Consider the following 12,666-nt stretch of genomic DNA (forward strand, 5'->3'; position numbering starts at 1 on the left):
AATCACAAATCAAAAGGAGCCGAACAGTGATCGACACATTCAACCGAACCGGACCACTCATGGAAGCCGCAAGTTATCCAGGCTGGGCACAGCAGCTGATAGATGATTGCAGCGAGAGCAAGCGCCGGGTTGTCGAACATGAACTTTACCTGCGCATGCGTGATAACAAACTCAGCGCCAAAACCATGCGCCAGTACCTGATCGGGGGCTGGCCGGTGGTTGAGCAGTTCGCGTTGTACATGGCGCAGAACCTCACCAAGACCCGGTTTGCCCGTCATCCCGGCGAAGACATGGCGCGGCGCTGGCTGATGCGCAACATCCGCGTCGAACTCAATCACGCCGATTATTGGGTGCACTGGAGTCGCGCGCACGGTGTAAGCCTTGAGGATCTTCAGGCCCAGCATGTGCCGCCTGAACTGCATGCCTTGAGTCATTGGTGCTGGCATACCAGTTCCGCCGATTCACTGATTGTGGCCATCGCCGCGACCAACTACGCCATCGAAGGCGCGACCGGGGAGTGGTCGGCGCTGGTCTGTTCCAATGGCGTGTACGCCGCGGCATTCCCTGAAGAAGATCGCAAGCGTGCGATGAAGTGGCTGAAGATGCACGCCCAGTACGACGATGCTCACCCATGGGAGGCGCTGGAAATCATCTGCACCCTGGCGGGCATGAGCCCGAGCGAGGCCTTGCAGGCCGATTTGCGTCAGGCCATCTGCAAGAGCTACGACTACATGTACCTGTTCCTGGAGCGGTGCATGCAATTGGAAACGTCCGAACGCTTGCTGGTAAGCCGTGAGCGCAGGGCTGTGCTCGAGAACTGATTCTCGGCTTCGCTCAACACTAATGTGGGAGCGAGCTTGCTCGCGAAAGCAGAATGTCAGGCAACTCATTGTTGAATGACAGATCGCCTTCGCGAGCAAGCTTGCTCCCACACTGTTTTGTGTTATCTGGAGGGGCTCAGCCCGCCATTGCCAACCGGTTACGCCCCTCACGCTTGGCCACGTACAGCGCACTGTCCGCGCGGCGCAACAGGCTTTCTGCCGATTCACTCGGTAGCAGGGTGGAGCAACCCAGGCTGACCGTCAGCTCGATCAGTTGACCATCGGCGTAATACTCCGCCGCTTGCGCCGCATAACGCAGACGCTCGCCGACCATCGCCGCCGCTTCCCGGCTGGTGTTGGACAGCATGATCAGAAACTCTTCCCCGCCATAACGGAAGACCATGTCGACGTTGCGCAACTGGCTCTTGATCGAGGCAGCGACGGCTTTAAGCACGTCATCTCCTGCGCTGTGGCCGTGACTGTCGTTGACGCGCTTGAAGTGGTCGATATCCAGCATCAACACCGACAGCGGTTGCACATGCCGTCGAGACATTTCGATCTCGCGTTGCAGCGTCTGCTCCATTGCGATGCGATTGCCGGCGCCGGTCAGTGGATCACGCAATGCGCTCTGGGTGGCCGCTCGGTACAGCAGGGCATTACGCATCGGATAGAGCAGCGACGACAGTAGCGATTCGAGATTGCCTTGATCCTGCTCGTTGAAGCGGCGATTGCGCCGGAACACCACGTCGCCCATGTGCTCGCCTTCGTGGCTCAGGCTGTAGCTGACGGAATGGTGACCGCGTGCGCCGAACTCCAGGCGCAAGTCGCTGCCCTTGTGCTCGTAGCTCAAGGCGTCCAGCGGCACCAGGCGTTGAACCTCGCGGAAAAACAGGCCGAGTATGCGTTGCGGTTCGAGACTGGTTTGCAATTGCAGGCTCATTTGCTGGCGCAATTGCGTCAGGCTGGTCGGGCGTTCCAGAAGTGGAGGAAGCTGACCGAAGCCCAGGCGTTGCAATTTGGCACTGTCAAAGTCAATTGCATTGGTCTGGGAGGGTGATTTCATTTGGCGTGAGCCCCTAAGCAGTAAGTCTGTCTTACAGGCTGGGTGAGAGCGACTATGGGCTGCGCGTCGTACTGATCCATCAGTCCCGTAGGACGTTTGGGGTTAGTTTAGTCTGCCTGATGACGATTAGTAAGCTATCGAAACAGGCCTTGTCCCATTGCCTTCACACGGCATGCTTTGTGGGAAATTAGAGCGAAAGTCGTGCCATCAGTTCGGTTTTATTTAAACCCATATGAATCAACGGCTTGTGATTGCCTGAGGAAGAGGGGTGCTGGATATTTGACTTTATTGTGACGGTCGACAGCGGCAAATGTCTGCCGCGGCAGTAATCCGCCGCGGCCACAAATGCGACGTATGGCAATTACTGTGCGTTGAATGCTTGGCCGTTGATACCCGTGCTGTCGGGGCCCATCAAGTAGAGGTAGACCGGCATGATGTCCTCCGGGGTCGGATTGTTCAGCGGGTTTTCTCCGGGATAAGCCTGCGCTCGCATGCTGGTGCGGGTGCCGCCCGGGTTGATGCTGTTGGAGCGCACCGGCGCTACGCCGTCGACCTCATCGGCCAAGGTTTGCATCAGGCCTTCGGTGGCAAATTTCGACACACCGTACGCGCCCCAGTAAGCACGGCCCTTGCGACCAACGCTGCTGGAGGTAAACACCACCGACGCATCCTGCGACAGCTTGAGCAGCGGCAGCAGCGTGCTGGTCAGCATGAACATGGCGTTGACGTTGACCTGCATGACACGCATGAAGTTTTCCCCGGACAACTGCTCGATCGGCGTACGCGGGCCGATGATCGAGGCGTTGTGCAGGAGGCCGTCGAGGTGGCCGAACTCAGTCTCGATCATCGCTGCCAGTTCATCGTATTGATGGGGCAGGGCGGTTTCGAGGTTGAAGGGGATGACTGCTGGTTGCGGGTGGCCGGCGGCTTCGATTTCGTCGTAGACCTGCGTCAGATTGGCTTCGGTCTTGCCCAGCAGCAGCACGGTTGCACCATGGGCGGCATAGGTTTTCGCGGCGGCCGCGCCAATGCCACGACCGGCACCGGTGACCAGAATGACCCGATCCTTGAGCAATTCGGGGCGAGCGGAATAATCAAACATAAACACCTCACAATCCGTTAATAGCTAAAAGATCGCAGCCGTCGGCAGCTCCTGCGTGAGTTGGATAACTCCCGTGTAGAAGCTGCCGCAGGCTGCGATCTTTTGACTTTGATCAGCAGCTGCAGAGCGCGCTATCCAGTACCTTGCGCAATTCCAGCGGATGATCCACCACCACATCCGCGCCCCAATGCCGCGGGTTGTCGTCCGGATGGATGTAGCCGTAGGTTACCGCGGCCGTTTTGGTCCCGGCATCGCGCCCCGATTCGATATCGCGCAGATCATCGCCCACAAACAGAACGGTCGACGGATCCAGATCAAGCATCTTGCACGCGAGAATCAGCGGCTCCGGATCCGGCTTGCTGTTCTTCACGTGATCCGGGCAGATCAGCAGCGCCGAGCGCTCGGCCAACCCCAGTTGCTGCATGATCGGCTCGGCGAAACGCACAGGCTTGTTGGTGACCACGCCCCAGATCAGGTTGGCCTGTTCGATGTCGGCCAGCAGTTCGCTCATGCCGTCGAACAGTTTGCTGTGCACCGCGCAACCGACGAGGTAACGCTCAAGGAACTCCAGGCGCAGTTCCTCAAAGCCCGGCGACTCCGGGTCCATCGAGAACGTCACCGCGACCATGGCTTTGGCGCCCCCGGAAATCTCGTCGCGGATGTACTTGTCGTTGATCGGCGGCAAGCCGCGATCCGCGCGCATCGCCTGGCAGATGGCAATGAAATCCGGCGCGGTGTCGAGCAGAGTACCGTCCATGTCGAAAAGAACTGCTCTGATGGCCATCGGCTTATTCCTCACGCAGGGTCTGGATCATGTAGTTGACGTCAACGTCGTTGGCCAGTTTGTAATGCTTGGTCAGCGGGTTGTAGGTCAGGCCGATGATGTCCTTGACGGTCAGGCCGGCCAGGCGGCTCCAGGCCCCCAGCTCGGATGGGCGAATGAATTTCTTGAAGTCGTGGGTGCCGCGCGGCAGCAGCTTCATGATGTATTCGGCGCCGATGATCGCGAACAGGTACGCCTTCGGGTTGCGGTTGATGGTCGAGAAGAACACCTGGCCGCCCGGCTTGACCATGCGGTAGCAAGCGGCGATGACCGACGATGGATCAGGCACGTGTTCGAGCATTTCCAGGCAAGTCACGACGTCGAACTGCTCGGGCATTTCCTCAGCCAGGTCTTCAGCGGTGATCTGGCGGTACTCGACGCTCACGCCGGACTCCAGTTGATGCAACTGCGCGACCGCCAACGGCGCTTCGCCCATGTCGATGCCCATGACGGTCGCGCCGCGCTGGGCCATGGCTTCGCTGAGGATGCCGCCGCCGCAACCGACGTCGAGGACCTTCTTGCCGGCCAGATTGACCCGTTCGTCAATCCAGTTGACCCGCAGCGGATTGATGTCGTGCAGTGGTTTGAACTCGCTTTCACGGTCCCACCAGCGATGGGCCAGGGCTTCGAATTTGGCGATTTCGGCGTGGTCGACGTTGCTCATGGTTGAATCCTCTAAAACTTGAAAAAGGCTGTAGCCCCACAGGTTGGCTGCGAGGTGTTTACGATTCGGTGCGGCCGCTGATGCGCTGGCCCCAGGCCCGGGCGGTGGCGCCCAGTTGCTGTTCATCCATGCGTGTCAGACGCCGGTCGTCGAGCAGTTGTTTGCCGGCGACCCACAGGTGTTTCACGCAATCGCGCCCGGTGGCATATATAAGCTGCGAAACCGGGTCATAGATCGGCTGCTGCGCCAGGCCGGACAGGTCGAAGGCGACGATGTCTGCGGCCTTGCCGATTTCCAGTGAGCCAACCTGCGCCTCGATTCCCAGTGCCCGGGCACCGTTGAGCGTGGCCATGCGCAACGCACGATGGGCGTCGAGTGCAGTGGCGGAACCGGCGACAGCTTTGGCCAGTAGCGCTGCAGTACGGGTTTCGCCGAGCAGGTCGAGGTCATTGTTGCTCGCTGCACCATCGGTGCCGACCGCGACATTCACACCAGCCTGCCACAAACGCTCGACCGGGCAGAAACCGCTGGCCAGTTTGAGGTTCGATTCCGGGCAGTGGATCACGCTGGTGTTGCTTTCTACCAGCAACGCCAGGTCGTCATCGCTGATCTGCGTCATGTGCACCGCCTGGAAGCGCGGGCCGAGCAGGCCCAGTCGGCCTAGACGGGCCAGCGGCCGTTCACCGCGCTGCTCGACCGCTTGCTGCACTTCGAACGCGGTTTCGTGGACGTGCATGTGAATCGACGCATCCAGCTCCTCGGCGATCACGCGGATTTTTTCGAGATTTTCATCGCCTACGGTGTAGGGTGCATGAGGGCCGAAGGTGATCTTGATGCGCTCGTGATGCTTCAGATCGCCGAACAGCTCGACACCTTGGCGAATGGCCTCATCGGCGCTGGCGGCGCCGGGAATCGGGAAGTCGAGGATCGGAATGGCGATCTGCGCGCGCATTCCACTGTCATGCACGCGTTCGCTGGCGACTTTGGGGAAGAAATACATGTCCGAGAAGCAGGTAATGCCGCCCTTGATCTGCTCGGCGATGGCCAGATCGGTGCCGTCACGAACGAAGTCTTCATCGACCCATTTGGCTTCGGCCGGCCAGATGTGGTTTTCCAGCCAGGTCATCAGCGGCAGATCATCGGCCAGGCCACGGAACAGCGTCATGGCCGCGTGGCCGTGAGCGTTGATCAGGCCGGGGCTGAGCAGGACATCCGGCAATTCGCGCACTTCAGTGGCGTTACACTTCAACGCTTCGCTGCGCGGGCCGATAAACACGATGCGACCGTCGCGGATGCCCAGGCCATGCTCCTTGAGCACAACGCCTGCGGGTTCGACGGGTACCAGCCAGGTCGGCAGCAATAATAAGTCGAGCGCAATGGCAGGTTTCGGCATCGAGGGTCGGTTCCAGTGCTTTTGTAAAGGATGGCGAAGTATACCCGAGCGTCTTCGCGGGGGGATCGCTATAATCGGCGGCTTTTGTTCATGAGTGCGGGGTGTGGGATGCGCGATCGACTGTTGGCTGCGGAGAAAGTGAAGGCCATCGATTGGCGAGATGGCGCGCTGCACCTGCTGGATCAGCGTATTTTGCCGTTCGAGGAAACCTGGATCGCTTACACCAGCGCCGCCGGCGTGGCCGAGGCGATTCGTTCGATGGTGGTGCGTGGTGCACCGGCGATCGGTATCAGCGCGGCCTACGGCATTGTGCTGGCGGCGCGTACGCGGGTAGCCGAGGGCGGTGACTGGTACGCGGCGCTGGAAGAGGATTTTGCCCTGCTGGCCGCATCCCGGCCGACGGCGGTCAACCTGTTCTGGGCGCTGGGCCGCATGCACGATCGGCTCGATCGCCTCAAAGGCAATGCCGATCCGCTGGCGGCGCTGGAAGCCGAGGCCATCGCCATCCACGAAAGTGATCGCGAGGCTAACCTGACCATGGCCCAGCTCGGCGTCGATCTGATCCGCAAGCATCAGGGCAACGCTCAGGCGATTCTCACCCACTGCAACACCGGTGCTCTGGCGACCGGCGGTTTTGGCACGGCGCTTGGCGTCATTCGTGCGGCATATCTCGAGGGCATGGTCGAGCGCGTATATGCCGACGAAACCCGGCCGTGGCTGCAGGGCTCGCGCCTGACAGCATGGGAACTGGCCAACGAAGGCATCCCCGTCACTCTGAATGCCGATTCTGCCGCCGCGCACATCATGAAAACCAAAGGCGTGACCTGGGTGATCGTCGGCGCTGACCGGATCGCCGCCAATGGCGACGTGGCCAACAAGATCGGCACTTATCAACTGGCGGTCAACGCCATGCACCATGGCGTGCGTTTCATGGTGGTGGCGCCGAGTTCGACCATCGACATGAATCTGGCCAGCGGCGACGAAATTCCGATTGAAGAGCGCGATGGTGCCGAATTGCTGGAAGTCGGCGGCAAGCGTGTTGGTCCTGACGTTGAGGCGTTCAACCCGGTGTTTGACGTGACACCGGCGGACCTGATCGATGCCATCGTTACCGAAAAGGGCATCGTCGAGCGGCCGGACACGGCAAAAATGGCACAGTTGATGTGCCGCAAGCGCCTGCATTGATTGGCTGTGGCGTCTGGCTGAACATCATTGCTGGCAAGCCAGCTCTCACAGGTTTTGTGCTCGCCGCCGATCCTGTAGGAGCTGCCTTGCCAGCGATGAGGCCCTAAAAGTCAATAAACATCCTCAAACCAGGGCCGAATTCTGCATTCAAAGAAGCTCTGAGCCTCTCTCGTCCCCGTTAAGCCTGTCACCAGTCAACTAACTATGCTCCATGCGCGTCTGGGGGATAGGTGCGTGGCGGCCTTTGTGATAACATCCGGCGTTTTCCGAGGCCGCTCCACGGAGCTGTCTTTACTGCGCAAATCCACTCTCCGGAATGTTGATTTGTCGTAAGTCGGCGCACGGCACTCTGCCGTGCCCGACGAGCTTCGTTGCTCCCACATGGAGATGACGAAGTTTCACCAGAAAAAGGAATCAGGCTTCTCATGGGCGAACTGGCCAAAGAAATCCTCCCGGTCAATATCGAAGACGAGCTGAAGCAGTCCTACCTCGACTACGCGATGAGCGTGATCGTCGGCCGTGCACTGCCGGATGCGCGCGATGGCCTCAAGCCCGTGCACCGTCGCGTACTGTTCGCGATGAGCGAGCTGGGCAACGACTACAACAAGCCGTACAAGAAATCTGCCCGTGTTGTCGGTGACGTGATCGGTAAGTATCACCCGCACGGTGATACGGCGGTGTACGACACCATCGTCCGCATGGCTCAGCCTTTCTCCCTGCGCTACCTGCTGGTCGACGGTCAGGGCAACTTCGGCTCGGTGGACGGCGACAACGCCGCGGCCATGCGATACACCGAAGTACGCATGACCAAACTGGCGCACGAGCTGCTGGCCGACCTGCACAAGGAAACCGTGGACTGGGTGCCGAACTACGACGGCACCGAGATGATCCCGGCGGTCATGCCGACGCGGATTCCCAACCTGCTGGTCAACGGCTCCAGCGGTATCGCCGTGGGCATGGCGACCAACATTCCGCCGCACAACCTCGGTGAAGTCATCGACGGTTGCCTGGCGCTCATCGACAACCCTGAGCTGACCGTCGATGAACTGATGCAATACATCCCCGGCCCGGACTTCCCGACCGCCGCGATCATCAACGGTCGCGCCGGCATCATCGAAGCCTACCGCACCGGTCGCGGGCGCATTTACATGCGTGCCCGCTCGATCATCGAGGACATCGACAAGGTCGGTGGCCGTCAGCAGATCGTCATCACCGAACTCCCTTACCAGTTGAACAAGGCGCGTCTGATCGAGAAGATCGCCGAGCTGGTTAAAGAGAAGAAGCTGGAAGGCATCACCGAGCTGCGCGACGAGTCCGACAAGGACGGTATGCGCGTCGTGATCGAACTGCGTCGCGGTGAAGTGCCAGAGGTGATCCTCAACAACCTCTACGCCCAGACCCAGCTGCAAGCGGTGTTCGGCATCAACATCGTCGCGCTGATCGACGGCCGTCCACGGATCCTTAACCTCAAGGATCTGCTGGAAGCCTTCGTGCGTCACCGCCGCGAAGTCGTCACCCGCCGTACCGTGTTCGAACTGCGTAAAGCCCGTGAGCGTGGTCACATCCTTGAAGGTCAAGCGGTTGCCCTGTCGAACATCGACCCGGTGATCGCGCTGATCAAGGCTTCGCCGACCCCGTCGGAAGCCAAGGAAGCGCTGATCAAGACCGCGTGGGAATCCTCCGCCGTGGTCGCGATGGTTGAGCGTGCCGGTGCTGATTCGTGCCGTCCGGAGACCCTCGATCCGCAATACGGTCTGCGTGAAGGCAAATACTTCCTGTCGCCAGAACAGGCGCAAGCCATCCTGGAACTGCGTCTGCACCGTCTGACCGGTCTGGAACACGAGAAACTGCTGGCCGAGTATCAAGAGATCCTCAACCAGATCGGCGAGCTGATCCGCATCCTCAACAGCGCCGTGCGCCTGATGGAAGTGATCCGCGAAGAGCTGGAAGTGATCCGTGCCGAATACGGCGATGTGCGTCGCACCGAAATTCTCGATGCACGCCTCGATCTGACCCTGGGTGACATGATCCCGGAAGAAGAGCGCGTCGTGACCATTTCCCACGGTGGCTACGCCAAGACCCAGCCATTGGCTGCGTACCAGGCTCAACGTCGTGGCGGTAAAGGCAAATCGGCGACCGGCGTCAAGGATGAGGACTACATCGCTCACCTGCTGGTTGCCAACAGCCACACCACGCTGCTGCTGTTCTCCAGCAAAGGCAAGGTGTACTGGCTCAAGACCTACGAGATCCCGGAAGCGTCGCGCGCTGCCCGTGGTCGTCCGCTGGTCAACCTCTTGCCATTGAGCGAGGGCGAATACATCACCACCATGCTGCCGGTCGATCTCGAAGCCATGAAGCGTCAGGCTGATGAAGAAGAAGCCGAAGGCGCCGAGGCTGATGTAGAAGAAATCGAAAACAGCAACGAGACCGACGAAGAGCGCCGCGCGCGCATCAAGGCAGCCGATCGCAAGAAAGCGCCGTTCATCTTCATGTCGACTGCCAACGGTACCGTCAAGAAGACCCCGCTGGTGGCCTTCAGTCGTCAGCGTAGCGTTGGTCTGATCGCGCTGGAGCTGGACGAAGGCGACATCCTGATTTCCGCGGCCGTCACCGACGGCGAGCAGGAGATCATGCTGTTCTCCGACGGCGGCAAGGTCACTCGCTTCAAGGAATCCGAAGTTCGCGCCATGGGCCGTACCGCCCGCGGTGTGCGTGGTATGCGTCTGCCGGAAGGTCAGAAGCTGATTTCCATGCTGATCCCGGAAGAAGGCAGCGAGATTCTCACCGCTTCCGAGCGCGGTTATGGCAAGCGTACCGCCATCACCGAGTTCCCTGAGTACAAGCGTGGCGGTCAGGGCGTTATCGCCATGGTCAGCAACGAGCGTAACGGTCGTCTGGTCGGTGCGGTTCAGGTGCAGGACGGCGAAGAGATCATGCTGATCTCCGATCAGGGCACGCTGGTGCGTACCCGTGTCGACGAAGTGTCGAGCCTGGGTCGTAACACCCAAGGTGTCACGCTGATCAAACTGGCCAAGGATGAAACCCTGGTCGGCCTGGAGCGGGTTCAGGAGCCTTCGGAAGTCGAAGGTGAAGAGCTCGAAGGTGAAGAGGGCGAGGAGTTCGAAGGCAATGTCGTGATTGACGACGCAGTCGAAGACCAGCAGCTCGACGCCGCAGCAGACGAAGAACCGCAAGAATAAGCGGACAAGCGAGGGGGCGGATGAGAATTCGCCCCCTTGTTATTTGTCCGGTATGAAATTTCGGCGCCCATCAAGATCCTTGGGGGAGCGAGCTTGCTCGCGAAGGCGGAGTATCAGGCGACATCGCTGGTTAATGTCAGTCCGCCTTCGCGAGCAAGCTCGCTCCCGCATGAGATCGGCGCCGACTGATATGTGATACCACCAAATCAGAGCGAGATTGGATGTGAGCAAGCGAGCCTATAACTTCTGCGCCGGTCCTGCGGCGCTTCCTGAAGCTGTTCTGCAGCGCGCCCAGGGTGAACTCCTTGATTGGCACGGCAAGGGCTTGTCGGTCATGGAAATGAGCCATCGCAGCGATGAGTTCGTGTCCATTGCCACCCAGGCCGAGCAGGATCTGCGTGACCTGCTGAATATCCCGTCGAACTATAAAGTGCTGTTTCTGCAAGGTGGCGCCAGCCAGCAATTTGCGCAGATTCCACTGAACCTGTTGCCTGAGGGCGGCTCGGCCGACTATATCGACACCGGTATCTGGTCGCAGAAAGCCATCGAAGAAGCCTCGCGTTACGGCCATGTCAACGTTGCCGCCACCGCCAAGCCTTACGACTATTTCGCCATCCCCGGCCAGAACGAGTGGAACCTGTCGAAAGACGCCGCTTACGTTCATTACGCCCCGAACGAGACCATCGGCGGTCTGGAATTCCAGTGGATCCCGGAGGTCGGCGACGTGCCGCTGGTTGCTGACATGTCTTCGGACATTCTGTCGCGTCCAGTCGATGTCTCGCGTTTCGGCATGATCTACGCCGGCGCACAAAAGAACATTGGTCCGAGCGGCATCGTCGTCAACATCATTCGTGAAGACTTGCTGGGCAAGGCCCGCGCGCTGTGCCCGACCATGCTTGACTACAAGGTTGCGGCGGATAATGGCTCGATGTACAACACGCCGCCGACGCTGGCCTGGTATCTGTCCGGTCTGGTGTTCCAGTGGCTGAAAGAGCAGGGTGGTGTCGAAGCCATCGCCAAGCTGAACGATGCCAAGCAGCGCACGCTGTACGACTTCATCGACGCCAGCGGTCTCTACAGCAACCCGATCAACAAGTCGGATCGCTCGTGGATGAACGTGCCGTTCCGTCTGGCCGATGATCGTCTCGACAAGCCGTTCCTGGTCGGTGCCGAAGAGCGTGGTCTGCTCAACCTCAAGGGCCACCGCTCTGTGGGCGGCATGCGCGCCTCCATCTATAACGCCGTCGACATCACCGCCGTTAACGCGCTGGTGGCGTACATGGCTGAATTCGAGAAGGAACACGGCTGATGTCCGAGCAAGAACTCAAGGCACTGCGCGTTCGCATTGACGCTCTGGACACCAAAGTCATGGAGCTGATCAGTGAGCGTGCGCGTTGCGCTCAGGAAGTCGCGCGAGTAAAGATGGCCTCGCTGGCCGAAGGCGAAGTGCCGGTGTTCTATCGTCCCGAGCGCGAAGCCCAGGTGCTCAAGCGAGTGATGGAGCGCAATCAGGGGCCGTTGGGCAACGAAGAAATGGCGCGGTTGTTTCGCGAAATCATGTCTTCGTGTCTGGCGCTGGAGCAGCCGCTGAAAGTGGCTTACCTCGGCCCTGAAGGCACCTTCACTCAGGCTGCGGCCATGAAGCACTTCGGTCACGCGGTGATCAGCAAGCCGATGGCGGCGATCGACGAAGTGTTCCGTGAAGTGGCGGCCGGTGCGGTGAATTTTGGCGTGGTGCCGGTGGAAAACTCCACCGAAGGCGCGGTCAACCACACCCTCGACAGCTTCCTCGAGCACGACATGGTGATCTGTGGCGAAGTCGAGCTGCGGATCCACCATCACCTGTTGGTCGGTGAAAACACCAAGACCGACAGCATCAGCCGCATCTATTCCCATGCTCAGTCGCTGGCCCAGTGCCGCAAGTGGCTGGACGCGCATTACCCGAATGTTGAGCGCGTTGCAGTGTCCAGCAATGCCGAGGCGGCCAAGCGGGTTAAAGGCGAGTGGAATTCGGCGGCGATTGCCGGCGACATGGCGGCGGGCCTTTATGGCCTGACGCGTCTGGCCGAAAAGATCGAAGATCGCCCGGACAACTCCACGCGCTTCCTGATGATTGGTAACCAGGAAGTGCCGCCGACCGGCGACGACAAGACCTCGATCATCGTGTCCATGAGCAACAAACCCGGCGCGCTCCACGAGCTGCTGGTGCCTTTCCATGATAACGGGATCGACCTGACCCGCATCGAAACCCGGCCGTCGCGCAGCGGCAAATGGACCTACGTGTTCTTCATCGACTTCGTTGGCCACCACCGTGATCCGTTGATCAAAGGTGTACTGGAAAAGATCAGTCAGGAAGCAGTAGCACTCAAAGTGCTGGGTTCCTACCCGAAAGCAGTTCTGTAAGGGGCGGTAGTA

10 protein-coding genes are annotated in these 12,666 nt (G+C 59.9%); 5 read left to right on the top strand and 5 right to left on the bottom strand.

Features of this window, described 5'->3' with window-relative positions:
• The first annotated feature begins 59 nt into the window (after positions 1-59).
• On the top strand, positions 60-821 hold the full coding sequence (locus tag AB4P91_RS13785; protein WP_395603004.1) for a TenA family transcriptional regulator: 762 nt from the start codon (positions 60-62) through the stop codon (positions 819-821).
• A gap of 136 nt (positions 822-957) precedes the next feature.
• Here AB4P91_RS13785 and AB4P91_RS13790 read toward each other — a convergent pair whose 3' ends face one another.
• From AB4P91_RS13790 to AB4P91_RS13810, 5 genes are all read right to left on the bottom strand, one after another.
• Positions 958-1,884, bottom strand: coding sequence for a GGDEF domain-containing protein (locus tag AB4P91_RS13790; protein WP_395603005.1), 927 nt, complete (start codon positions 1,882-1,884; stop codon positions 958-960).
• Between the two features lie 361 nt (positions 1,885-2,245).
• Positions 2,246-2,986: a YciK family oxidoreductase gene (locus AB4P91_RS13795; RefSeq protein ID WP_042560369.1), complete on the bottom strand. Its 741-nt coding sequence runs from the start codon at positions 2,984-2,986 to the stop codon at positions 2,246-2,248.
• Positions 2,987-3,098: 112 nt separating this feature from the next.
• Entirely contained in the window at positions 3,099-3,770 is a 672-nt protein-coding gene (mupP, locus tag AB4P91_RS13800; RefSeq protein ID WP_150593091.1) for an N-acetylmuramic acid 6-phosphate phosphatase MupP, read from the bottom strand.
• A 4-nt stretch (positions 3,771-3,774) separates the two neighbouring features.
• Positions 3,775-4,473: a bifunctional 2-polyprenyl-6-hydroxyphenol methylase/3-demethylubiquinol 3-O-methyltransferase UbiG gene (ubiG, locus tag AB4P91_RS13805; protein ID WP_150593092.1), complete on the bottom strand. Its 699-nt coding sequence runs from the start codon at positions 4,471-4,473 to the stop codon at positions 3,775-3,777.
• Between the two features lie 58 nt (positions 4,474-4,531).
• Positions 4,532-5,866, bottom strand: coding sequence for a TRZ/ATZ family hydrolase (locus AB4P91_RS13810; RefSeq protein WP_395603006.1), 1,335 nt, complete (start codon positions 5,864-5,866; stop codon positions 4,532-4,534).
• A gap of 108 nt (positions 5,867-5,974) precedes the next feature.
• Between AB4P91_RS13810 and mtnA the strand changes: the two genes are divergently transcribed.
• From mtnA to pheA, 4 genes are all read left to right on the top strand, one after another.
• Positions 5,975-7,051 (top strand): S-methyl-5-thioribose-1-phosphate isomerase, encoded by a 1,077-nt coding sequence (gene mtnA, locus AB4P91_RS13815; protein ID WP_395603007.1) that lies wholly within the window; start codon positions 5,975-5,977, stop codon positions 7,049-7,051.
• A gap of 425 nt (positions 7,052-7,476) precedes the next feature.
• Complete coding sequence (gene gyrA, locus AB4P91_RS13820; protein WP_042560364.1) at positions 7,477-10,251, top strand: DNA gyrase subunit A; 2,775 nt, start codon at positions 7,477-7,479, stop codon at positions 10,249-10,251.
• A gap of 223 nt (positions 10,252-10,474) precedes the next feature.
• Entirely contained in the window at positions 10,475-11,560 is a 1,086-nt protein-coding gene (serC, locus tag AB4P91_RS13825) for a 3-phosphoserine/phosphohydroxythreonine transaminase (protein WP_042560363.1), read from the top strand.
• Positions 11,560-12,654 (top strand): prephenate dehydratase, encoded by a 1,095-nt coding sequence (pheA, locus tag AB4P91_RS13830; protein ID WP_007908404.1) that lies wholly within the window; start codon positions 11,560-11,562, stop codon positions 12,652-12,654. Before serC ends, pheA begins: the two co-directional genes overlap by 1 nt.
• Positions 12,655-12,666 lie beyond the last annotated feature (12 nt).

Origin of the sequence: Pseudomonas sp. B21128, assembly GCF_044218865.1 — a bacterium.
In the GTDB taxonomy this organism is placed as follows: Bacteria; Pseudomonadota; Gammaproteobacteria; order Pseudomonadales; family Pseudomonadaceae; genus Aquipseudomonas; species Aquipseudomonas iridis.

Bases quoted from the DNA above. Each gene is read 5' to 3' on its own strand.
- AB4P91_RS13785 (WP_395603004.1), top strand. From the start codon at position 60: ATGGAAGCCGCAAGTTATCCAGGCTGGGCACAGCAGCTGATAGATGAT.
- AB4P91_RS13790 (WP_395603005.1), bottom strand. From the start codon at position 1,884: ATGAAATCACCCTCCCAGACCAATGCAATTGACTTTGACAGTGCCAAA.
- AB4P91_RS13795 (WP_042560369.1), bottom strand. From the start codon at position 2,986: ATGTTTGATTATTCCGCTCGCCCCGAATTGCTCAAGGATCGGGTCATT.
- mupP (WP_150593091.1), bottom strand. From the start codon at position 3,770: ATGGCCATCAGAGCAGTTCTTTTCGACATGGACGGTACTCTGCTCGAC.
- ubiG (WP_150593092.1), bottom strand. From the start codon at position 4,473: ATGAGCAACGTCGACCACGCCGAAATCGCCAAATTCGAAGCCCTGGCC.
- AB4P91_RS13810 (WP_395603006.1), bottom strand. From the start codon at position 5,866: ATGCCGAAACCTGCCATTGCGCTCGACTTATTATTGCTGCCGACCTGG.
- mtnA (WP_395603007.1), top strand. From the start codon at position 5,975: ATGCGCGATCGACTGTTGGCTGCGGAGAAAGTGAAGGCCATCGATTGG.
- gyrA (WP_042560364.1), top strand. From the start codon at position 7,477: ATGGGCGAACTGGCCAAAGAAATCCTCCCGGTCAATATCGAAGACGAG.
- pheA (WP_007908404.1), top strand. From the start codon at position 11,560: ATGTCCGAGCAAGAACTCAAGGCACTGCGCGTTCGCATTGACGCTCTG.